This window comes from Rathayibacter sp. VKM Ac-2856 (assembly GCF_013205055.1).
Lineage (GTDB): Bacteria > Actinomycetota > Actinomycetes > Actinomycetales > Microbacteriaceae > Rathayibacter.
Genome location: NZ_JABMLF010000001.1, coordinates 1268791 through 1288590, shown reverse-complemented (window position 1 = coordinate 1288590; position 19800 = coordinate 1268791). Strand labels below are relative to the sequence as shown.

The following is a 19800-nucleotide window of genomic DNA, read 5'->3' as shown; positions in this document are numbered from 1 at the left end:
CACGGGCGTATCGAGATCCACCGTCGCCGACAGGTCGGTCTGTAGGCCGTCGTCTTGCAGCTGGTGGATCTCGATACGCCCGCTGTGCGGGCTACTCGATCAGCAGGATCGCGCGGGCTCCGGACCGCCCCGCGGCGTCAGCTCAGGGCGCGGCGTCCGGAGACGACACCCGAGACGACCGCGACGACGCCGAAGACGATGGCGACGATGGGCTGGCCGAGGTCGAGCCAGGCGAGGGCGGCGGCGCCCATGATCAGCAGCTCGATCAGCGAGCGGCCGTAGACGTCGATCGCGAGCACCGCGCGGGGCGACAGGAACAGCGCCCAGAGCAGGATCGCCAGCACCGGCGCGCCGATCCCGAGCACGATGCTCCAGGGCAGATCCCACGCGAGGAAGCCCCACAGCCCGAGGCTGACGAAGGCGAACAGCTCGAGCACGAAGCGCAGCACGTCGTTCGGCCCGACCTTGAGATCGGTTCGTGCCTGGCCCGCTGTCGCTCGATTCACGCGGACCATCGTATCCGCCCGCGGCGAGTCGCCCGAGAGGGCTCGTTCTCCCGCCCCACGGGCAGCCGTTCCGGGCGACTCGGCGTCTCAGCGGCGGCGCAGCGCCCGGCGTCAGCGGAAGATGATCGTCCGCGCCCCGTCGAGCAGCACGCGGTCCTCCGCGAACCACTTCACGGCCTGGGTGAGCGTGCGGCTCTCCTCGTCCTGCCCGATCGCGACGAGCTGGGCGGGGGAGTGCGAGTGGTCGACCCGCACCACGTTCTGCTCGATGATCGGGCCCTCGTCGAGGTCGCTGGTCACGAAGTGCGCGGTCGCGCCGATCAGCTTCACCCCGCGGGCGTGCGCCTGCTTGTACGGGTTCGCGCCCTTGAATCCGGGGAGGAAGGAGTGGTGGATGTTGATCGCGCGGCCGGCCAGCCGCGCGCACAGCTCGGGCGAGAGGATCTGCATGTAGCGGGCGAGGACGACGAGCTCGACGTCGTGCTCATCGACGACCTCGACGACGCGCTCCTCGAACGCGCGCTTGGACTCGGGCGAGGTGACCGCCCGCGACTCGAAGGGCACGCCGTAGAACCCGGCCAGACCCTCCAGGGTGCTGTGGTTCGAGAGGATCAGCGGCACGTCGATCGCGAGCTGGCCCGCGCGCTGGCGGAAGAGCAGATCGTTCACGCAGTGACCGGCGGTGGAGGCGAGCACCAGCGTGCGCAGCGGCCGGCCGACGACGTCGAGGCGCCAGGTCATGCCGTAGTGCTCGGTGACCGGGAGCAGCGCGGCCTCGAACTCGTCGCGGGTGACGGGCGACTCCACCTGCAGGCGCATGAAGAAGCGCCCGGTGTCCGCGCTCGAGAACTGCTGGCTCTCGGTGATGTTGCCGCGGGCCTGGACCACCGCCCCCGAGACCGCGTGCACGATGCCGGGCAGGTCGGGGCAGGCGAAGGTGAGCGTCCAGTGGTTGCCGGGACCGCCGTCGGCGCCGCCGTCCGCGAGGGGGGCCGCAGCGGCGGTCCGGTCGGGGGCGGGCGCGGCGGAGTCGGTCTGCATCCGCTCAGGATATCGGCCGCCCGTTGCTACACTGGCCGCGTCGCGACTGGCGTTCGGATGGGTGACCATCAGGGAGCGGCACCTCCTCCGGAGTCGATCCTCCGGACACTTTTCCTGCCGCTCGCCTGGGCCGGAACGGATACCGTTGGTCCGCGCGCCCGAGCGAGCTCGTCTCCTCGCGCGGACGCCATCCGTTTCGCAGCCAAGGAGCGCCCGTGTCCTCTTCCTCCACTCCGAGTGCAGTCTCCGCCTCGTTCAACGAACCCGTCTCCGTCGTCGATCCCGAGATCGCCGCCGTCCTGCAGCAGGAGCTCGACCGCCAGCGCGGCTACCTCGAGATGATCGCGAGCGAGAACTTCGTGCCGCGCGCGATCCTCGAGTCGCAGGGCTCGGTGCTCACCAACAAGTACGCCGAGGGCTACCCCGGCCGCCGCTACTACGGCGGCTGCGAGTACGTCGACGTCGCCGAGCAGCTCGCGATCGACCGCGCCAAGGCGCTCTTCGGCGCCGAGTTCGCCAACGTGCAGCCCCACTCGGGCGCGACCGCGAACGCGGCGGCGCTCGCCGCCCTCGTCCAGCCGGGCGACACCATCCTCGGTCTCGAGCTCGCGCACGGCGGCCACCTCACCCACGGGATGAAGCTCAACTTCTCGGGCAAGCTCTACAACGCCACGGCGTACGGAGTGGACCCGCAGACTTTCCGCATCGACATGGACGCGGTCCGCGAGAAGGCGCTCGAGGTCCGCCCGCAGGTCCTCATCGCCGGCTGGTCGGCCTACCCGCGCCACCTCGACTTCGAGGCGTTCCGCGCGATCGCGGACGAGGTCGGCGCCAAGCTCTGGGTCGACATGGCGCACTTCGCCGGACTCGTCGCCGCCGGGCTGCACCCCTCGCCCGTCCCGCACGCCGACGTCGTGACCACCACCGTGCACAAGACGCTCGCGGGTCCGCGCTCCGGTCTCATTCTGGCCAAGCAGGAGTACGCCAAGAAGCTCAACTCCGCCGTCTTCCCGGGCCAGCAGGGCGGGCCGCTCATGCACGTCATCGCCGCCAAGGCGACCGCGTTCAAGCTCGCGGGCGAGCAGGAGTTCGCCGACCGCCAGGCGCGCACCATCCGCGGCGCGCAGATCCTCGCCGAGCGCCTCACCGCCGCCGACTCGAAGGCCGAGGGCATCGACGTCCTCACCGGCGGCACCGACGTGCACCTCGTGCTCGCCGACCTGCGGAACTCTCCGCTCGACGGCAAGCAGGCGGAGGACCGCCTGCACGAGGTCGGCATCACGGTCAACCGCAACGCGGTGCCGTTCGACCCGCGGCCGCCGATGGTGACCTCGGGGCTCCGGATCGGCACGCCCGCCCTCGCGACCCGCGGCTTCGGCGACGCCGAGTTCGCGGTCGTCGCGGACGTCATCGCCGAGGCGCTCAAGCCCTCCGCCGACCTCGAGGCGCTGCGCGCGCGCGTCAAGGGGCTCACGGACGACTTCCCGCTCTACCCCGGGCTGTAGTCCGCACCGCGCCCGCGGGCGCACCCGCACCCGCGGGGTCCCGGCGCCTCGTGCCGTTGGACCCCGCGGATGCCCCGAACGACACAGCGGGACGACACCCCGAACGACACGCGCGCTCCGACGCGCCGGTGAACGAGGAGATGACGATGACGGCACAGGTACTCGACGGAGTCGCGACCGCAGCGACAGTCAAGGCGGAGATCGCCGAGCGCGTGGCGGCGCTGCGCGAGAAGGGCGTCGTGCCCGGCCTCGGCACGCTGCTGGTCGGCGACGACCCGGCCTCCCGCTCCTACGTCGCGGGCAAGCACCGCGACTGCGCCGAGGTCGGCATCGAGTCGATCCGCGTGGACCTGCCCGCGACCGCCTCCGCCGACGACATCCGCGCGGCCATCCGCCAGCTCAACGAGTCGGACTCGGTGACGGGCTACATCATCCAGCTCCCGCTGCCGAAGGGCATCGACGAGAACGCGATGCTCGAGCTGATGGACCCGGGCAAGGACGCCGACGGACTGCACCCGACCAACCTCGGCCGCCTCGTGCTCGGCGTCGAGGGCGAGCTCGACAGCCCGCTCCCGTGCACGCCGAACGGCATCGTCGAGATGCTGAAGCGCCACGAGATCCCGATCTCGGGGAAGCACGTCGTCGTCGTCGGTCGCGGCCTGACGGTCGGCCGCCCGCTCGGGCTGCTGCTGACCCGCAAGGGCCTCGACGCGACGGTGACCCTGACCCACTCCCGCACCACCGATCTGGCAGCCGAGGTGCGCCGCGCGGACATCGTCGTGGCTGCCGTCGGCGTGCCGGGGCTGATCGCGGCGGACTGGGTGAAGCCGGGCGCGGCCGTGCTCGACGTGGGGATCACGCGGGTCGAGAACCCGGAGACGGGGAAGGCGAAGCTGACCGGCGACGTGGCGCCGGACGTCGCGGAGGTCGCGGGGTGGCTGTCGCCGGTGCCGGGCGGGGTCGGGCCGATGACGCGGGCGATGCTGATCCACAACGTGGTGGGGGCGGCGGAGCGGGCTCTGCTCTAGCGGGGGTCCTTCCGCGGTCTGCTGCCGGGGGTGTCGGCGGGGGGAGGGGCGCGAGTGGGGACTGGGCTTAGCCGGCCGAGGAGGTTCGAGTCGTTGAGGGCCGGAATCTGGAGATCAGGAACCTGAGACAGGGACCGGGGACCAGGCACCGGCTGTCAGGGGTGGAAGCGGAGCTCGGTGCCGGGGGTGAGGTGGGCCAGGAGGTCGAGGGAGGCGGCGGCGACGACGGCGATGACGGGGTAGCCGCCGGTGACGGGGTGGTCGGGGCCGAAGACGACGGGGAGGCCCGAGGGCGGCAGCTGGATCGAGCCGTGGACGAGGCCCTCGCTGGGCAGCTCGGGGGCGTCGCCGGTCGGGAGCGGGGTGCCGGCCAGGCGGAGGCCGATGCGATCGGCGGAGGGGCTCAGGTGCCAGGGACCCGCGAGCAGGCGCTCCCAGGTGCCGGCGGGCAGGCGGTCGAGCCGGGGGCCGGGGTGCAGGCGCAGCACGGGGTCCCGGGGCGGATCGAGGGGCCACCAGTCGGGGAGCAGGACCGGGCCGGCGGGGGAGCCGGTGGCGAGCACGTCACCGGCTCGGAGCGGCTCCGGGCCGAGGCCGGAGAGGGTGTCGCGGGAGCGGGAGTCGAGGACGGGAGCGGCGTCGATGCCGCCGCGGACGCCGAGGGTGCGGCGCAGTCCGGTCGTCATCGGTCCGAGTCGGAGCACCGTGCCGGCCGGCGCGAGGACGGGCAGCACGCGGTCGAGGACGGCGCCGTCGAGGGTCGCGGCTCCGGCGCCTCCGGTCAGGCTGATCCAGGTCGGCGCCCCGACGCGCGCGGTGAAGCCGCCGCCGAGCAGCTCCAGCGCGGCGGCGGAGGGGGCGTTGCCGAGCAGGCGGTTCGCGAGGTGGAGCGCGCCGCGGTCCATCGCGCCCGAGCGTCCGGCGCCGACGGCGGCGAAGCCCGGGCGGCCCTCGTCCTGGACGAGAGCGAGGGGGCCGGGGTCGAGCACGCGCAGGGTCACGGCAGGGCCCGGAAGCGGATCTCGTCGCCGGGCGCGAGCAGCGCGGGCGGCACGCGCGCGGCGTCCCAGAGCACCGCGTCGGTCGAGCCGATCAGCTGCCAGCCCCCGGGGGAGGAGCGCGGGTAGATGCCGGAGTAGCCGGCCGCGAGCGCGACGGAGCCGGCGGGGACGCGGGTGCGCGGCGCGGCACGGCGGGGCACCTCCGGCCAGGGGGCGACCGCGACGAGGTAGGCGAATCCCGGGGCGAAGCCGCCGAAGGCCGCGCGCCATGGGGTGCTCGTGTGGCGGCGCACCAGCTCGGCCGGGCTCCAGCCGAGAGCGGCCGCCGTGTCGGCCAGATCGGCGCCGTCGTAGCGGACGGCGATGTCGTGCCGACGACCGGCGGACCCCGCTCCGGCCGGGTCGGAGGCGTCCGCGGTCCTCGTGATCCACTGCGACGCCGCGGCGATCGGCAGGGCGGCGTCGAGCACGACGAGGACGGTCCGCGCGGCGGGGACGAGATCCACGACACCCGGCGGCCGCGAGCGGTCGAGGGCGCCGGCGAGGGCGAGGGCGTCGTCGAGACCGGCGACCTCCACCAGCACCGCGCGGTCGCCGGAGGGCAGCAGGCGGACCGGGATCACGGTGCGGCGCTCGCCAGACCGACGCCCGCGTCGGCGAGGGCGGCGCGCACCGCCTCCGCCATCGCCACGGCGCCCGGGGTGTCGCCGTGCAGGCAGAGGGAGTCGACGTCGAGCCGGAGCCCCTCGCCGGAGGCCGCCGTCACCCGGCCGTCGAGGACCATCCGCACGGCTCGGGCGGCGATCTCGGCCGGGTCGCCCAGCAGGTCGCCCGGCTCGCCCCGGGGCACGAGGGTGCCGTCGGCGCGGTAGCCGCGGTCGACGAACGCCTCGCGCAGGAACGGCAGGCCTGCGCTCGCCGCGGCCCGCTCGACGGCCGAGGACGCGAGCCCCAGCAGGGGAAGGCCGGGCAGCGCGTCGCGGACCGCGGAGACCACCGCCTCCGCCCGCCGGTCGTCGTGCACGATCCGGTTGTAGAGGGCGCCGTGCGGCTTCACGTAGCGCACGCGGGTGCCGGCCGCCCGCGCGACGGCCTGCAGCGCGCCGAGCTGATAGACGACGTCGGCGTGCAGCTCGTCGGGGTCGACGGGCAGGTCGCGCCGCCCGAAGCCGGCGAGGTCCCGGTAGGCGACGTGCGCGCCGATCGCGACGCCGAGCCGGGCGGCGCTCCGGCAGGTGGCGAGCATGATCGAGGGGTCGCCGGCGTGGAAGCCGCAGGCGATGCTCGCGCTCGAGACGATGCCGAGCATCGCGTCGTCGTCGCCGAGCGACCAGACGCCGAAGCCCTCGCCGAGGTCCGCGTTCAGGTCGATCGTGCTCCGCATCCTCCGAGCCTACGGTCGGCGTCCAGGCGGAGGTCGCTAGCGTGGGCAGACGCGCTCGCGTTCCCACCCCCCACTTGGACCACGGCACGAGCGCGCCCCCACGAAGGAGAACCCATGCTGACCGTCAACGCCTACGCCGCCCCCTCCGCCACCGAGCCGCTCGTCCCCACCACGATCGAGCGCCGCGACGTCGGAGCGCACGACGTGCTCATCGAGATCGCCTACTCGGGCATCTGCCACTCCGACATCCACACCGTCCGCGGCGAGTGGGGCCCCGTGCAGTACCCCCTCACCGTCGGCCACGAGATCGTCGGCGTCGTCGCCGAGGTCGGCTCCGAGGTCACCAAGCACAAGGTCGGCGACCGCGTCGGCGTCGGCTGCATGGTGAACTCGTGCCGCGAGTGCGAGAACTGCCTCGCCGGCGAGGAGCAGTACTGCCTGAAGGGCAACACCGGCACCTACGCCTCCGTCGACCGCGACGGCACCGTCACCCAGGGCGGCTACTCCACCCACGTCGTCGTCGTCGAGGACTTCGTGCTCCGCGTCCCGGAGTCGATCCCCTACGAGGCCGCGGCGCCGCTGCTCTGCGCCGGCATCACCACCTACTCGCCGCTCTCGCACTGGGAGGCGGGCCCCGGCAAGCGGGTCGCCGTCGTCGGTCTCGGTGGACTCGGCCACATGGCCGTCAAGTTCGCGCACGCGATGGGCGCCGAGGTCACCGTGCTCTCGCAGTCGCTGAGCAAGAAGGAGGACGGCCTCCGTCTGGGCGCCGACCACTACTACGCGACGAAGGACGAGGAGACGTTCTCGACCCTCGCGAACCACTTCGACATCATCATCAACACGGTGAGCGCGCCGCTCGACCTGGACGCGTACCTCGGGCTGCTCCGCCGCAACGGCACCATGGTCAACGTCGGCGCGCCGGCCGAGGCCCTGCCGCTGCACGTGTTCACGCTGTTCGGCGCCCGCCGCTCCTTCGCGGGCTCGGGCATCGGCGGCATCCGCGAGACCCAGGAGATGCTCGACTTCTGCGCCGAGAAGGGCATCGCGAGCGAGGTCGAGGTCGTCTCGGCGTCGCAGATCAACGAGGCCTACGAGCGCGTGCTCGCCTCGGACGTGCGCTACCGCTTCGTCATCGACATCGCGACGCTGACGAAGTAGCGCCTTCCGCGGCCGCGGGGAGGGCTACGGTCGTTCGCATGAGCGAACGGAGCCACCCCGCGGTCGACCGCGTCCTGGCCGATCTCGACGTCCACGGCGTGCGACCGCCGATCCGCTGGCTCGACGACGCGGCGTCGACGGCGGCGCTCGCCGCGGCGGCCCTCGGGATCGAGGTCGGCCAGATCGCGAACTCGCTCGTCTTCCTGCTCGACGGCGCCCCGCTGCTCGTCCTGACCAGCGGGGCGCACCGCGTCGACACGGAGTGGCTGGGCGCCGAGCTCGGCGGGGCGATCACCCGCGCGTCCGCCTCCGTGGTGAAGGCGGCGACCGGCCAGACCATCGGCGGCGTCGCGCCGGTCGGCCACCCGGCCCCGCTGCCGACCGTCGTCGACACGGCGCTGGCCGAGTACGACACCGTCTGGGCGGCCGCCGGCCACGCGCACACCGTCTACCCGACGAGCGCCGCCGAGCTGGTCCGCGTCACCGGAGGCGCGCTGCGCCCGGTCGTCCCGCCCGCCGACTGAAGGGCGCTCCGCGCAGCGGAGCAGCGGAGCGCTGCGCCCACTCCGGAGCGGCGGAGCGCTGCGCCACCTTTGCTGATCGAGTAGCCCGCGGAGCGGGCGTATCGAGATCCGACGTGTGCAGGCGCGGGGTCTCGATACGCCGCTGCGCGCCTACTCGACCGGCAGGGGTCGGCGCGGGGTCTCGCGATCCCGCGCCGGCGGACCGGTCAGCGCACGCGACCCGCGCCGTCGGCCGCGGTCACGAGGAACAGCTCGGGGGTGCGGAAGCCCTTCTCGGCGAAGGCGGCGAGGACGGCCGCGCGGACCTCCTCCTCCTTCTCGACCGGGGTGAGGGCGATGGCCGAGCCGCCGAAGCCGCCGCCCGTCATCCGGGCACCGATCGCGCCGGCGGCGCGGGAGGCCTCGACGGCCGTGTCGAGCTCCGGGATCGAGATCTCGAAGTCGTCGCGGAGCGAGACGTGCCCGGCGTCGAGGAGCTCGCCGATCGCGCGCGGCCCCTGCTCGCGGAGGGTGCGGACGGTGGTGAGGACGCGGGCGTCCTCCGTCACCACGTGCTTGACCCGGCGGTAGGTCACGTCGTCGAGGAGCTCCACCGCCCGGGGCAGATCGTCGACCGACAGCTCGCGGAGCGACTCGACGCCCAGCGTCGCCGCGCCGAGCTCGCAGGACGCGCGGCGCTCGGCGTAGCCGCCGGTGGCGTGCGCGTGCTCGACACGGGTGTCGATGACGAGGAGCACGAGCCCCGCCTCCTCGAAGCCGAGGGGGACGACCTCGGTGTCCAGGCTCCGGCAGTCCAGGAAGACCGCCGCGTCGCGCTCGCCGAAGAGCGAGGCGGATTCGTCCATGATCCCGGTCGGGGCGCCGACGGCGACGTTCTCGGCTCGACGGCCCACGCGGGCGAGCGTCGCCCGGTCGAGGTCGAGCTCCCAGAGCTCGTTCAGCGCGACGGCCATCGCGCACATCAGCGCGGCCGAGCTGGAGAGACCGGCGCCCACGGGGACGTCGGAGTCGACGTAGGCGTCGAAGCCCGAGCGCGCGCCGAGGTCGACGCCGTACTCGGTGAGCGCCCAGACGACGCCGAGCGGGTAGGCCGACCAGCCGCCGATCGCGTCCGGGCCGAGGTCGTCGAGCGAGATCTCCACGTGCTCGGGGGAGAAGGCGCTCGAGATGCGGACGACGCGGTCCTCGCGCGGCGAGACCGCCATCGCGGTGGCGCGGTCGATGGCGAACGGGAACACGAAGCCGTCGTTGTAGTCGGTGTGCTCGCCGATGAGGTTGACCCGGCCGGGTCCGGCCCAGACGCCGACGGCGGGGTGGCCGTAGGCGCGCTCGAAGTCCTGTGCGGCGCGCTCGGCGACGGCGTCGAGGGCGGCGGTGGGCGTGGTCATCGGTTCTCCTCGGGAGCGGTGTCGGCGGTGGGCAGCGACGCGTCGGGGCGCGCGGCCGTCTCGGCGGCCAGGGTGGCGGCGTCGGCGCGCTCGATCGCCTCGCGCAGGGCGGCGGCGCTCGTCTCCGGTGCGATGTCGCCGATCCAGGCGCCCATCGCTGCCTCGCTGCCGGCCAGGTACTTGAGCTTCGTCGCCGCACGGCGCGGCGAGGTGATCTGCAGCATGAGCCGCACCTCGTCGCGGCGCTCGTGCACCGGCGCCTGGTGCCAGGCGGAGATGTACGGGGTGGGCGAGTCGTAGAGGGCGTCGATGCCGCGCAGGAGCCGCTGGTAGATCACGGCCAGCTCGTCGCGCTCCTCGGGCGTCGTCTCGCTGAGGTCGGCCACGTGGCGGTGCGGGAGCACGTGCACCTCGATCGGCCAGCGCGCGGCGAACGGCACGAACGCCGTCCAGTGCTCGCCGCGGACGAGCACGCGCTCGCCGGCCTGCTCGAACGCCAGGACGTCCGCGAACATGCCGGGCCCGTACGCGTCCAGCGAGGCGAGCAGTCGCGTCGTGCGCGGCGTGACGTAGGGGTAGGAGTAGATCTGGCCGTGCGGGTGGTGCAGGGTGACGCCGATCGCCTCCCCGCGGTTCTCGAACGGGAAGACCTGCTGCACGCCGGGCAGCGCCGAGAGCGCGGCGACGCGGTCGGCCCACGCCTCCACGACGGTGCGGGCCCGCGAGGCGGAGAGGGTCGCGAACGAGCCCTCGTGCTCGGGGCTGAAGCAGACGACCTCGCAGCGGCCGACGCTCGTCAGCGTGCGGCCGAGGCCGAGCGTGCGGAGGTCCTCGAGCGAGGCGGGTGCGTCCGCATCCTCGAGCAGGGGCCCGAAGGACGGCGACCGGTTCTCGAAGACGACGACGTCGTAGTCGCTCGGCACCTCCGACGGGTTCGTGGGCGACGCCGGGGCGAGCGGGTCGAGCTCGGCCGGCGGCAGGAAGACGCGGTTCTGCCGGGAGGCGGCGATCGACACCCACTCCCCGGTGAGGACGTCCTGGCGCATGCGCGCGGTCGCGGGACGGGGATCGAGCACGCGGGCATCCGCCGCGCGCTCGGGAGGGAGGGACGTGTCCGCGTCATCGAAGTAGATGAGGTCGCGGCCGTCGGCGAGGACGTGCGGGCGCTTGACGACGCCGGCGGAGAGGGGGATCGCTTCGTTCATGGCACCGCCCACGATAGCCGCCGATCTTCGGAAAGGAAAGCCTGCTTTCCCTTTGACAAGTCCGTGGCGCGCAGGGGAGCATGGAGCGATGAGGACGGATGGCGAGCAGGAGAGCCGCTCGGCGCTCGAGCGCCGACTCGAGATGCGGCTGCTCGCGGACCGCCAGGGCTTCGTCTCCGTCGCCGACCTCGCGGACCGCCTCGGCGTCTCCGTCGTCACCGTCCGCTCCGACCTCGATCGTCTCGCCGGCGAGGGCGCCGTCCAGCGCGTCCGCGGCGGCGCCGTCCCGGTCGGCGAGCGCCCGGGGGAGCGGTCCTTCGAGGAGGGACTCGCCTCCGCCTCCGACGAGAAGGCGGCGATCGGCCGCGAGGCCGCCGCGTCCGTCGCCTCGGGCGAGAGCGTGATCCTCGACGTCGGCACCACGCCGCTCGCGATCGCGCACGCGCTCGTGGCGCGGGACGACCTCCACGACGTCACCGTGATCACCAACGGGCTCACCATCGCCCTCGCGCTCGAGCCCGCCATCCCGCGCTTCACCGTCGTCGTCACCGGCGGCACCCTCCGCCCGCTGCAGCACTCGCTGGTGGAGCCGCTGGCCTCGGAGGTGCTCGAGCGGATCCGCGCCGACGTCGTCTTCGTCGGCTGCACGGGCGTGCACGCCGAGGCGGGCGTGACCAACGTCAACCTCCCGGAGGCGACGCTCAAGCGCCGCATGCTGCACGCCGCCGCCCGCCGCGTCGTCGTCGCCGACTCGAGCAAGCTCGGCGTCGTCGACCTGGGCCGGGTCGCCGGCACCGAGGAGTTCGACCGCCTCCTCACGGGAGCCCAGGCGAGCGACTCCGCCGTGGAGCTCCTGGAGGCGGCGGGGCTCGCCGTGACCCGCTGCGGCTCGGCCCCGCTCGGCGGGCACGCCGTCGTCGGCGCCGGTCCGTAGGATTCAGGAATGGCCGACTTCACTCCCGCCCCCGCAACCGGGCGCCAGTTCGCCCTCGACCTCACCGCCGAGGGACGCACCCTGCACGCCGTCGTCACGGAGGTGGCCGCAGGGCTGCGCCACCTCTCCGTCGACGGCGTCGAGATCACCGCCGGATACCCCGAGACCGTCGTCCCGCCGTTCGGCTCGGGCATCGTCCTGATGCCCTGGCCCAACCGGGTGAAGGACGGCCGCTGGCACCACGGCGGCCGCACCCTCCAGCTCGACATCACCGAGCCGAAGTACCACAACGCGATCCACGGCCTGCTGCGCAGCGCGTCCTACCGCGTCGTCGAGCAGGGCCCCTCCTTCGTCGAGCTCGCCGCGCCGGTCGTCCCGCAGAGCGGCTACCCGTTCCACCTCGGGACCACCGTCCGCTACGAGCTGCAGGCCGACGGCCTGAAGGTCGTCCACCGCGTCGTCAACGTCGGCGCCGACGAGGCGCCCGTCGCCATCGGCACCCACCCCTTCCTCGCGATCGGCGACGTCCCGACCGACGAGCTCGTGATCACGGTCGACGCGGCCGTGCACATCGAGGTCGACGAGCGGCTCAACCCGACCGGCCAGAGCCCGGTCGACGGCACCGACTGGGACCTCCGCGGGGGCCGCCGGATCGGCGACCTCGAGCTCGACGACGCCTGGGCCGACGTCACGATCGTCGACGGCGAGAGCGTCCACGGCCTCCGCGCCGCCGACGGCCGCCGCGTGCTGCTCTGGGCCGACGCCTCGCACAACTTCGTCCAGGTCTTCATCACCCGGATCTTCCCCGACGGCGACGACGTCAAGACCGCCATCGCCGTCGAGCCGATGACGGCCCCCGCCGAGGCGCTCAACTCCGGCCAGGGCCTGCGCTGGCTCGAGCCGGGCGAGGAGTGGAGCGTCGCCTGGGGCATCCGCCACGAGGGATTCCCCACCTCCGCATGACGACCAGCAGCGCGGCCGCCGTCCGCACCGCCGCCGGGCGCGACGACGACGCGAAGCGCGCCGCCCTCGTCGCGATGAAGCGGCTCGCCACCGGGCTGCTCGTGCTGATGGCGATCGTCTTCGCGGTCTCGTTCGCGCTGCAGGACCGCTACCCGTGGCTGCAGTGGGTCCGGGCGGCGAGCGAGGGCGGGATGGTCGGCGCGCTCGCGGACTGGTTCGCCGTCACGGCGCTCTTCCGGCGACCGCTCGGGCTGCCGATCCCGCACACGGCGATCATCCCCACGAAGAAGGACGAGATCGGCGCGAGCCTCGCCCAGTTCGTGGAGGAGAACTTCCTGCAGGGCGCGATCGTGCGGGAGAAGCTCGACTCCTTCGGCATCGCCCGCCGCGCCGGGCTCTGGCTCGCCGAGCCCGAGAACGCCCACCGCATCGGCGGCGAGAGCGCCGCGGCGGTGCGCTCGGCGATCGCGCTGCTCGACGACTCCGATGTGCAGCGCGTGATCGAGGCGCTCGCCCGGCGGCACCTGCTCGACCCGCAGTGGGGTCCGCCGCTGGGCTCGCTCGTCGGCAGCGTCGTCGAGGCGGGGCACCACCGCCGGCTCGTCGACACGCTCGTCGAGCAGGCCGAGGCCTGGCTGATCGCCAATCCGGAGAGCTTCACGAGGATGGTCAGCGGCCGACTGCCGAGCTGGCTGCCCTCCGCCGTCAGCCGCGCGGTCGACGAGCGGCTCTACCGCGAGGCGCTCGTGCTCGTGGAGACCGTCCGCGGCGATCAGGGCCACCCCTTCCGGCTCGCGGTGGACGGCTACCTCGCGACGCTCGCGACGGACCTCGGCAGCGACCCGGACCTCATCGCCCGCGTCGAGGAGATCAAGAACCGCGCCTTCGACAGCCCCCGGGTGCGCGAGCTCGCGGGGGACGCCTGGGAGGCCACGAAGGCGTCGCTGCTCGGCGCGATGGACGACCCGGCCAGCCCGCTCCGCGCGAGCATCGAGTCGATCGTCGTGGACCTCGGTCGCCGGCTCTCGACCGATCCGGCGCTCGCCGCGACCGTGGACACCTGGATCGGCACCGTCGCCGCGAACCTCGTCGACCGCTACCGCGGTGACATCGCCAGCATCATCGGCGAGACCATCAGCCGGTGGGACCCGCAGGAGACCTCCGAGAAGCTCGAGCTGCAGGTGGGCAAGGACCTGCAGTTCATCCGGATCAACGGCACCGTCGTCGGCTCGCTCGCCGGTCTGGTCATCTTCACCGTCGCGCACGCGCTCCTCGGCTCCTGACCGGGGAGGCGCCGGCCGGCGAGGCGCGCCAGGAACGGGTCGCGCGGGCCCGCTCCGCAAGCCCTCGCCGGTGTCGGTGGTCGGGCGTACGGTCGCAGCATGAGCGACGACATCCCCAACACCACCGATCCCGACGTCAAGACCGAGGGCGACGTCCTCGGCGCCCGTGCCGATGACGGCAGCGACACCAGCGCCAGCAAGGACCCGTCCGACTGGGTGACCGGCGACGAGCCGATGACCGGCCCGCAGCGCAGCTACCTCGACACCCTCGCCCGCGAGGCCGGCGAGACCCTCCCGGCCGACCTGACGAAGGCGCAGGCCTCCGAGCACATCGACCGCCTGCAGTCCTCGACCGGTCGCGGCGACGGCAGCAACTGACCTTCGGGCCACCCCTGCGGGCGGCGCACGACGACTGAGCTTTGCTGCTGTCGTGCGCCCCCGTGCCGGGGCCTTCGCGCAGTCCTGACCCTCCCTAGGGTCACGGGCATGACGATCTCCCGTACCACGCAGACGGCTCTCGATCTCATCGACGCGGTGCGGATCCCCTCGGGGATCGACCCGCGTCTCGCCCGCCAGGTCTCCCTCTCGCTGCGCCTGCTGCTCGAGTCCGACAGCTTCGGCCCGAGCGATCGCACACTGCGCCGCCGCTCCCGCAGGCTGCGCGCGGGTCGCCTCGTCTGAGGAGCGGGTCGCAACACCGTCGTGACCTCGCTGGGGGCAGACAGCGCTCTCCGCGCGGTCTAGAGTTCGGGTCATCCGGTCCGCCGGACGCCCGCGGAACCGCGCACCGAGGCGACGACGCCTCCCGTGCCGGGCCCGCCGTCCGCTCGCTCGACGAGCGCCCCTCCTGCCGACGCTCAGCGCCGACGCCGTCTCGATGAGGAGACCGTCATGCCGTCCTTCCGCTCCACTCTTCTCGCCCTCGCCGCCTCCGTCGCCCTCGTGGGCGCCGCAGCGACCCCCGCACTCGCCGACCACAACGCCGGCGCCAATCTCGACGGCTACGCCTCGACCGACGTCTCGTCGAACGGCTCCTGCTACTACGGCGCCCTCCTCGCGGGCTCGCCCGACATCAGCCTCTCGACGACCAGCTACCGCTTCGTCCGCACCGGAGCCTCGTTGACGCTGCTCTGCTCCTACACGGGGATCCCGTCGTTCATCCCCGGCACCGAGCAAGGCGACGGCGGGGACTGGTACGCCCCGAAGAGGCCGACCCGCTACGTGGCTCAGGACGCCTGTCTGCCGCCGGGCGTCGATTCGGCCGGAGAGGAGTACCTCGACGATCCCGGTCGCGCGGTCGACAAGGTCGACGCGAAGACGCTGTTCTACCGCTCGACCATGACGATGGTCTGCTTCTGGGCCGACGACCCCACGCGCTGATCCGCAGGGGCGGCCGGCGGTGTCCCCTTCCGCCGGTCGCCCCGCCCCGCGGCCACCTCCGCTGGGCAGCGACTCCGCTGCCCGCCGAATACGCCGGTCGAGTAGCCGCCTCTGGCGGCGTATCGAGACCCACCCGCCGACCGAGCAGCTCCCTCGAGCGCCCCGCCCTCGCCCCACCAGACAGGACCCGCACCGATGACCCACCGCCTCCAGGCCCACCAGAGCGTCACCGTCCGCCTCGTCCGCTGGGTCCGCACCGAGGACGGCTGGCGCTCCGAGGTCGTCCGCGGCCGCCTCCTCGAGCACCGCGACGGCGTCTGGCGCCTCCTCGACACCGAGGACGACGCCCCGCGCGAGTACCCCGACTCCGACTGGTCCCTCTGCCACGAGTAGCGGCTGCGCCGTCGCGCCGTCGAGCCGTCGTGCCGTTGAGCTCCGGCCGATCCGCGAGGAGATCCGCGCAGCGCGCCTCGGCGCGAAGCCGCGCGAGGAGAAGGCTGTGCAGGAGCGGGAAGTGGGCCCCGTCGGGCTCGAACCGACGACCCGCGGATTAAAAGTCCGCTGCTCTGCCAACTGAGCTAGAGGCCCGCGGCATCCAGGGTAGCGCCCCCGCGCGCCGGCACCCGCGTCGGGCATACCCGCACAGGCGCGCGCGTTACCCTCCTCGAACCCCCATGAAGCAGGACGCGTCCGCGTGCCCTGCCCGACCGCGGAAGGCGGCCCCATGACAGACGGCTTCCACAAGCCGACCAAGTTCCCCTCCCGCGTCTTCGAGGCGTTCCAGGGAGGCGAGGACCCGGCGCAGATCAGCCGGGTGGCCCACGAGACGGCGATCGCGCTGCTCAGTCGCGTCCGGGAGGATCCGGACCCGGTCGTCATCGATCGCCTGGTCGAGTACACCGACCACCACGGCATCGACGCGCTCGCCGAGCTGTGGGCGCGCTCGAGCCCGTCCAGCCTCCCCGGTGCCCTCTGGCGCATCTACCTGCTCCGGCTCGTGATCCGGCAGGATCCGGAGAGCACGAGCTTCCTCTACCAGCGCGGCGTCGAGCTCTCGGCGACCATCGACCCCGTCGTCGCCGGTGCCGTCGCGCCGACCGGCCCGGCCGAGATCACCGAGCTGGCCGACCGCATCCTCCGCGGTGTCTTCGACGGCGACTTCGCCGTCGCCCTCGACCGCGCCGCCGCCTTCTGCCGGGTCAGCGCCTCCGGTGCCGCCTCGGTGGCCGACGACGTCGAGCTGATCGACGGGCCGCGCGCGAGCCAGCTGACGACCCGCGCCCTCCGGCTCTCGACCACCGCCGCCGAGCTGGTCAGCTGCGCCCGCCTCTGGCGCAGCGACTCCCTCGAGTAGGGCCGCTACCCGATCACCCGGGGGCGCGGCACCCCGCGTTCTCGCTCCGCGAACGCCCCTCGCGGGCCCCCGGGGGACAGTGGTTACACTGGTGGAAGCCGGATCGCAGTAACCCCGGGCTCCACTTATAGCCGCTTCGAGCGGCCTCGCGCCGAGAGGCGTTTCTGCGGTCCGGCCCCTTTCCTCTCGACAGCATCCGCCCGCGGATCCCGACGGCGAGCGAGGGCCCAGTGACGGGTGGTCGACGGCTCTCGAGTCCTCTTCTCCCGGCAGAGTCCCCGACAGACAGGCGGCATCCGGCATGAAGAACCGCAGAGCGCTCCGGATCCTCGCGCGCTGGTGGGCCGGCCTCGGCCTCCTGGTGATCGCCGTCCTCCTCTTCCTCTCCGCGCCCGGCGTGGACGACGAGATCGGCGCGCTCCTGGGCAACGGCGTCGTCTTCTCGCAGGGCGCGCTGATGCGCACCCTCGCGGTGATCGACACGGCCGCGGCGCTCTGGGTCCTCATCCGTCCGCGCAGCTACGCCGGCCTCACCGCGGCGCTGGCGGGCGTGATCGGCCTGTGGCTCGCCCCGCGGATGGGCGCGGCGGCCCTGCTCGACGTGGGTGCGTTCGCCCTCGACGTGCGATTCGTCGTCCTGCCGCTCGAAGTGTCGGTCGTCGTCGCGGGGCTCGCCGTGACAGCCTTCTGGATGACGAGGAATCTGAAGACCCGCACGCGAGCAGGACAGAGCGCATGACCGACGACACCACCGGCGAACTCGGCGCGGCCCCCGATCTCGGCGCCCTCCTCGAGCGGATCGCCGCAGGCGAGCAGGCCGCGTTCGCCCAGCTCTACGACCTCGTCGCCCCGCGCGTCCTCGGTCTGATCACCCGGGTCCTCGTCGACCGGGCGCAGTCCGAGGAGGTGGCCCAGGAGGTCTTCCTCGAGATCTGGCAAACCGCTGGACGCTTCGCTCCGAATAAGGGAAGTGCGACGACCTGGATCCTCACGATGGCACACCGCAGGGCCATCGATCGGGTTCGCGCGGCCCAAGCGGGCCGTGATCGGGACGTCCGCATAGGAATCCGCGACCTCGGTCGCGACTACGACCAGGTCGCCGAACAGGCGGAGGTGTCTCTCGAGCACGAGAAGGTCACCGCCGCCCTGGGACGGCTGACCGAGCTGCAGCGGCAAGCGCTCCAGCTCGCGTACTACGGCGGCTACTCGCACAGCGAGATCGCCGGGATCCTGAACTGCCCCGTCGGTACCATAAAAACGCGCCTGCGCGACGGGATGATACGACTGAGAGAAGAGATGGGGGTGGCCCTGTGAACGACGTGCAAATCCCCGAAGATCCGCGCGAACTCGCAGCAGGACACGCACTCGGAATCCTCACCCCGGACGAGACCGCCCGGTACGAGAGATTCCTGGCCGACGATCCGGAGGCGCGCGGCGAGGCCGACGCCTTCTCCGCGGTGGCCGATGCGCTCGCCGCCGACGCTCCGGCGGTCGCACCGTCGCCGGGACTGCGCGCAGACCTGATGGCGCTCATCGCCACCACACCTCAGCTCCCGCGTGACGACACCTCCGACGCTCCGGCCGAGGAGGCCGTCGAGCACCAGGACGCTGCTCCGAGGCTCCGTGCCGTCGAGACGACCGCGGCGTCCACTCCGTCCGCCGCTGCGACCCCGTCCGCCGCTCCCACTTCCGGTCGCCACGGCGCCGAGGCCCGCGCCCGCGGTCGCTGGTTCACGCGCCCCGCCGTCTACCTCTCGGCCGCCGCCGCTGCCGCCGTCCTCGTGGTCGGGGGAGTGGCGCTCCCGCCGCTGCTCTCGCCCGACGCCGGGCAGAGCCAGCAGCTGACCGCGCTCGAGCAGATCCGCAGTGCTCCCGACGTTCAGGAGACGGTCGGCTCCGTCGCCACCGGCGAGACCGCGACGCTCGTCTGGTCGGCCTCGCTCGGCCGCTCCGCACTCGTCGTCGACGACCTCGCACCCCTGCCCGAGGACAAGACCTACGAGCTCTGGTACATCGGGGCGTCCGGTCCGGTCGCCGCCGGCACGTTCGACGGGGGCGACGGCCGCACGGTCGCGCCGCTGGAGGGCACGCTCGCCGAGGGCGCCGTCGTCGCGGTGACCGTCGAGGACGCGGGCGGCTCCACGACGCCGACCACGGACCCGATCCTGGCCATCGAGACCGCCTGACCCCGCCTCCGCGTCGGCAGCACGGCGCACGCACGAAAGAGCCGCACCCCGACGAGGGGTGCGGCTCTTCTGCGTTCTCGGGACGAGAGCCGACGGCGCCCGGAACTCCCCGGACAGCAGAAGAGCCGCACCCCCGGAGGAGTGCGGCTCTTCGACGGACGTCGGCGGATCAGCCGAAGCGGCCCGAGACGTAGTCCTCGGTCGCCTGGACCGACGGGCGGGAGAACATCGTGGCGGTGTCGTCGTACTCGATCAGCTTGCCGGGCTTGCCGGTGCCCGCGATGTTGAAGAACGCGGTGCGGTCCGAGACGCGCGAGGCCTGCTGCATGTTGTGGGTCACGATCACGATCGTGTACTCGTTCTTGAGCTCCTCGATCAGGTCCTCGATCGCGAGCGTGGAGATCGGGTCGAGGGCCGAGCACGGCTCGTCCATCAGCAGGACGTCGGGGGAGACCGCGATCGCCCGCGCGATGCACAGGCGCTGCTGCTGGCCGCCGGAGAGACCGGAGCCCGGCTTCTCGAGGCGGTCCTTCACCTCGTTCCAGAGGTTCGCGCCCTGGAGCGACTTCTCGACGAGGTCGTCCGCGTCGGACTTCGAGATGCGGCGGTTGTTGAGCTTCACACCGGCCAGCACGTTGTCGCGGATGGACATCGTCGGGAACGGGTTCGGGCGCTGGAAGACCATGCCCACCTGGCGGCGGACGAGCACCGGGTCGACGCCCGGGCCGTAGAGGTTGTTGCCGTCGATCAGGACCTCGCCGTCGACGTACGCGCCGGGGATGACCTCGTGCATGCGGTTGAGCGTGCGGAGGAAGGTCGACTTGCCGCAGCCGGAGGGCCCGATGAACGCCGTGACGGTGCGGGGCTCGATGGTGAGACCGACTCCCTCGACCGCGAGGAACTTGCTGTAGTAGACGTTGAGGTCGTTGACTTCGATGCGCTTGGACAACGGAGATC

23 protein-coding genes and 1 tRNA gene are annotated in these 19800 nt (G+C 73.0%); 15 read left to right on the top strand and 9 right to left on the bottom strand.

Annotated features, from left to right (window positions below):
* Positions 1 to 137: 137 nt before the first annotated feature.
* Positions 138 to 506, bottom strand: a complete 369-nt coding sequence (locus tag HQQ82_RS05970; protein WP_367947832.1) for a YrdB family protein — start codon at positions 504 to 506, stop codon at positions 138 to 140.
* A 111-nt stretch (positions 507 to 617) separates the two neighbouring features.
* Positions 618 to 1547 (bottom strand): formyltetrahydrofolate deformylase, encoded by a 930-nt coding sequence (purU, locus tag HQQ82_RS05965; protein ID WP_173232077.1) that lies wholly within the window; start codon positions 1545 to 1547, stop codon positions 618 to 620.
* 215 nt (positions 1548 to 1762) lie between these two features.
* On the opposite strand from purU, the gene glyA reads away from it, so the two are divergent.
* Complete coding sequence (gene glyA, locus HQQ82_RS05960) at positions 1763 to 3052, top strand: serine hydroxymethyltransferase (protein WP_173232076.1); 1290 nt, start codon at positions 1763 to 1765, stop codon at positions 3050 to 3052.
* 146 nt (positions 3053 to 3198) lie between these two features.
* A complete protein-coding gene (locus HQQ82_RS05955; protein ID WP_173232075.1) occupies positions 3199 to 4080 on the top strand; it encodes a bifunctional methylenetetrahydrofolate dehydrogenase/methenyltetrahydrofolate cyclohydrolase in 882 nt (293 codons plus the stop codon).
* A gap of 155 nt (positions 4081 to 4235) precedes the next feature.
* Here the strand turns inward: HQQ82_RS05955 and HQQ82_RS05950 are convergent, their stop codons facing one another.
* The 3 genes from HQQ82_RS05950 to HQQ82_RS05940 are packed head-to-tail and all read right to left on the bottom strand — an operon-like array spanning position 4236 to position 6465.
* The gene (locus HQQ82_RS05950) at positions 4236 to 5081 is read right to left on the bottom strand and encodes a biotin-dependent carboxyltransferase family protein (RefSeq protein ID WP_367947831.1); all 846 of its coding nucleotides are present in this window, start codon (positions 5079 to 5081) and stop codon (positions 4236 to 4238) included.
* Positions 5078 to 5704, bottom strand: a complete 627-nt coding sequence (locus tag HQQ82_RS05945; RefSeq protein WP_367947830.1) for an allophanate hydrolase subunit 1 — start codon at positions 5702 to 5704, stop codon at positions 5078 to 5080. Before HQQ82_RS05945 ends, HQQ82_RS05950 begins: the two co-directional genes overlap by 4 nt.
* Positions 5701 to 6465 carry a LamB/YcsF family protein gene (locus HQQ82_RS05940; RefSeq protein WP_173232074.1) on the bottom strand — a complete coding sequence of 255 codons (765 nt, stop codon included), beginning with the start codon at positions 6463 to 6465 and terminating at the stop codon, positions 5701 to 5703. Before HQQ82_RS05940 ends, HQQ82_RS05945 begins: the two co-directional genes overlap by 4 nt.
* 114 nt (positions 6466 to 6579) lie before the next feature.
* Here HQQ82_RS05940 and HQQ82_RS05935 point away from each other — a divergent pair, with 114 nt between their 5' ends.
* Together HQQ82_RS05935 and HQQ82_RS05930 are read left to right on the top strand one after the other, a co-directional pair.
* Positions 6580 to 7626, top strand: a complete 1047-nt coding sequence (locus HQQ82_RS05935) for an NAD(P)-dependent alcohol dehydrogenase (RefSeq protein ID WP_173232073.1) — start codon at positions 6580 to 6582, stop codon at positions 7624 to 7626.
* Positions 7627 to 7664: 38 nt separating this feature from the next.
* Positions 7665 to 8150 (top strand): YbaK/EbsC family protein, encoded by a 486-nt coding sequence (locus HQQ82_RS05930; protein ID WP_173232072.1) that lies wholly within the window; start codon positions 7665 to 7667, stop codon positions 8148 to 8150.
* 206 nt (positions 8151 to 8356) lie between these two features.
* Here the strand turns inward: HQQ82_RS05930 and galK are convergent, their stop codons facing one another.
* Entirely contained in the window at positions 8357 to 9538 is a 1182-nt protein-coding gene (galK, locus tag HQQ82_RS05925; RefSeq protein ID WP_173232071.1) for a galactokinase, read from the bottom strand.
* Complete coding sequence (galT, locus tag HQQ82_RS05920) at positions 9535 to 10743, bottom strand: galactose-1-phosphate uridylyltransferase (protein WP_173232070.1); 1209 nt, start codon at positions 10741 to 10743, stop codon at positions 9535 to 9537. Before galT ends, galK begins: the two co-directional genes overlap by 4 nt.
* Before the next feature lie 88 nt (positions 10744 to 10831).
* Here galT and HQQ82_RS05915 point away from each other — a divergent pair, with 88 nt between their 5' ends.
* The 7 genes from HQQ82_RS05915 (at position 10832) to HQQ82_RS05885 (ending at position 15696) form a co-directional block, all read left to right on the top strand.
* A complete protein-coding gene (locus HQQ82_RS05915; RefSeq protein WP_173232069.1) occupies positions 10832 to 11677 on the top strand; it encodes a DeoR/GlpR family DNA-binding transcription regulator in 846 nt (281 codons plus the stop codon).
* A gap of 9 nt (positions 11678 to 11686) precedes the next feature.
* Entirely contained in the window at positions 11687 to 12640 is a 954-nt protein-coding gene (locus HQQ82_RS05910; protein ID WP_173232068.1) for an aldose 1-epimerase family protein, read from the top strand.
* Positions 12637 to 13923: a DUF445 domain-containing protein gene (locus HQQ82_RS05905; protein ID WP_173232067.1), complete on the top strand. Its 1287-nt coding sequence runs from the start codon at positions 12637 to 12639 to the stop codon at positions 13921 to 13923. The genes HQQ82_RS05910 and HQQ82_RS05905 overlap by 4 nt, the downstream gene beginning before the upstream one ends.
* 99 nt (positions 13924 to 14022) lie before the next feature.
* Complete coding sequence (locus HQQ82_RS05900) at positions 14023 to 14301, top strand: DUF3072 domain-containing protein (protein ID WP_160087752.1); 279 nt, start codon at positions 14023 to 14025, stop codon at positions 14299 to 14301.
* 108 nt (positions 14302 to 14409) lie between these two features.
* Entirely contained in the window at positions 14410 to 14604 is a 195-nt protein-coding gene (locus tag HQQ82_RS05895) for a hypothetical protein (RefSeq protein ID WP_160087754.1), read from the top strand.
* Between the two features lie 210 nt (positions 14605 to 14814).
* The gene (locus tag HQQ82_RS05890; RefSeq protein WP_173232066.1) at positions 14815 to 15303 is read left to right on the top strand and encodes a hypothetical protein; all 489 of its coding nucleotides are present in this window, start codon (positions 14815 to 14817) and stop codon (positions 15301 to 15303) included.
* A 195-nt stretch (positions 15304 to 15498) separates the two neighbouring features.
* Positions 15499 to 15696 (top strand): hypothetical protein, encoded by a 198-nt coding sequence (locus tag HQQ82_RS05885; RefSeq protein ID WP_173232065.1) that lies wholly within the window; start codon positions 15499 to 15501, stop codon positions 15694 to 15696.
* Between the two features lie 122 nt (positions 15697 to 15818).
* On the opposite strand, the gene HQQ82_RS05880 is transcribed toward HQQ82_RS05885, so the two are convergent.
* Positions 15819 to 15891: transfer RNA gene (locus tag HQQ82_RS05880), tRNA-Lys, on the bottom strand.
* 136 nt (positions 15892 to 16027) lie between these two features.
* Between HQQ82_RS05880 and HQQ82_RS05875 the strand changes: the two genes are divergently transcribed.
* The 4 genes from HQQ82_RS05875 to HQQ82_RS05860 all read left to right on the top strand — a co-directional run bounded on the left by HQQ82_RS05875 (position 16028) and on the right by HQQ82_RS05860 (position 18843).
* Positions 16028 to 16657 carry a DNA-directed RNA polymerase subunit beta gene (locus HQQ82_RS05875; RefSeq protein WP_173232064.1) on the top strand — a complete coding sequence of 210 codons (630 nt, stop codon included), beginning with the start codon at positions 16028 to 16030 and terminating at the stop codon, positions 16655 to 16657.
* Positions 16658 to 16958: 301 nt separating this feature from the next.
* Entirely contained in the window at positions 16959 to 17396 is a 438-nt protein-coding gene (locus tag HQQ82_RS05870) for a hypothetical protein (protein WP_173232063.1), read from the top strand.
* A complete protein-coding gene (gene sigK, locus HQQ82_RS05865; protein WP_173232062.1) occupies positions 17393 to 17971 on the top strand; it encodes an ECF RNA polymerase sigma factor SigK in 579 nt (192 codons plus the stop codon). The genes HQQ82_RS05870 and sigK overlap by 4 nt, the downstream gene beginning before the upstream one ends.
* Positions 17968 to 18843 (top strand): anti-sigma factor, encoded by an 876-nt coding sequence (locus tag HQQ82_RS05860; RefSeq protein WP_367947829.1) that lies wholly within the window; start codon positions 17968 to 17970, stop codon positions 18841 to 18843. The genes sigK and HQQ82_RS05860 overlap by 4 nt, the downstream gene beginning before the upstream one ends.
* 169 nt (positions 18844 to 19012) lie before the next feature.
* Here the strand turns inward: HQQ82_RS05860 and pstB are convergent, their stop codons facing one another.
* A complete protein-coding gene (gene pstB, locus HQQ82_RS05855; RefSeq protein WP_159985721.1) occupies positions 19013 to 19792 on the bottom strand; it encodes a phosphate ABC transporter ATP-binding protein PstB in 780 nt (259 codons plus the stop codon).
* Between the last annotated feature and the right edge of the window lie 8 nt (positions 19793 to 19800).

What these genes read in the sequence shown, in the direction of transcription:
- HQQ82_RS05870 (WP_173232063.1), top strand. Translation starts at nt 16,959, where the DNA reads ATGAAGAACCGCAGAGCGCTCCGGATCCTCGCGCGCTGGTGGGCCGGC.
- purU (WP_173232077.1), bottom strand. Translation starts at nt 1,547, where the DNA reads ATGCAGACCGACTCCGCCGCGCCCGCCCCCGACCGGACCGCCGCTGCG.
- HQQ82_RS05895 (WP_160087754.1), top strand. Translation starts at nt 14,410, where the DNA reads ATGACGATCTCCCGTACCACGCAGACGGCTCTCGATCTCATCGACGCG.
- HQQ82_RS05930 (WP_173232072.1), top strand. Translation starts at nt 7,665, where the DNA reads ATGAGCGAACGGAGCCACCCCGCGGTCGACCGCGTCCTGGCCGATCTC.
- HQQ82_RS05900 (WP_160087752.1), top strand. Translation starts at nt 14,023, where the DNA reads ATGAGCGACGACATCCCCAACACCACCGATCCCGACGTCAAGACCGAG.
- HQQ82_RS05910 (WP_173232068.1), top strand. Translation starts at nt 11,687, where the DNA reads ATGGCCGACTTCACTCCCGCCCCCGCAACCGGGCGCCAGTTCGCCCTC.
- HQQ82_RS05955 (WP_173232075.1), top strand. Translation starts at nt 3,199, where the DNA reads ATGACGGCACAGGTACTCGACGGAGTCGCGACCGCAGCGACAGTCAAG.
- HQQ82_RS05875 (WP_173232064.1), top strand. Translation starts at nt 16,028, where the DNA reads ATGACAGACGGCTTCCACAAGCCGACCAAGTTCCCCTCCCGCGTCTTC.
- sigK (WP_173232062.1), top strand. Translation starts at nt 17,393, where the DNA reads ATGACCGACGACACCACCGGCGAACTCGGCGCGGCCCCCGATCTCGGC.
- galK (WP_173232071.1), bottom strand. Translation starts at nt 9,538, where the DNA reads ATGACCACGCCCACCGCCGCCCTCGACGCCGTCGCCGAGCGCGCCGCA.
- HQQ82_RS05915 (WP_173232069.1), top strand. Translation starts at nt 10,832, where the DNA reads ATGAGGACGGATGGCGAGCAGGAGAGCCGCTCGGCGCTCGAGCGCCGA.
- HQQ82_RS05905 (WP_173232067.1), top strand. Translation starts at nt 12,637, where the DNA reads ATGACGACCAGCAGCGCGGCCGCCGTCCGCACCGCCGCCGGGCGCGAC.
- HQQ82_RS05890 (WP_173232066.1), top strand. Translation starts at nt 14,815, where the DNA reads ATGCCGTCCTTCCGCTCCACTCTTCTCGCCCTCGCCGCCTCCGTCGCC.
- galT (WP_173232070.1), bottom strand. Translation starts at nt 10,743, where the DNA reads ATGAACGAAGCGATCCCCCTCTCCGCCGGCGTCGTCAAGCGCCCGCAC.
- HQQ82_RS05940 (WP_173232074.1), bottom strand. Translation starts at nt 6,465, where the DNA reads ATGCGGAGCACGATCGACCTGAACGCGGACCTCGGCGAGGGCTTCGGC.
- HQQ82_RS05885 (WP_173232065.1), top strand. Translation starts at nt 15,499, where the DNA reads ATGACCCACCGCCTCCAGGCCCACCAGAGCGTCACCGTCCGCCTCGTC.
- HQQ82_RS05935 (WP_173232073.1), top strand. Translation starts at nt 6,580, where the DNA reads ATGCTGACCGTCAACGCCTACGCCGCCCCCTCCGCCACCGAGCCGCTC.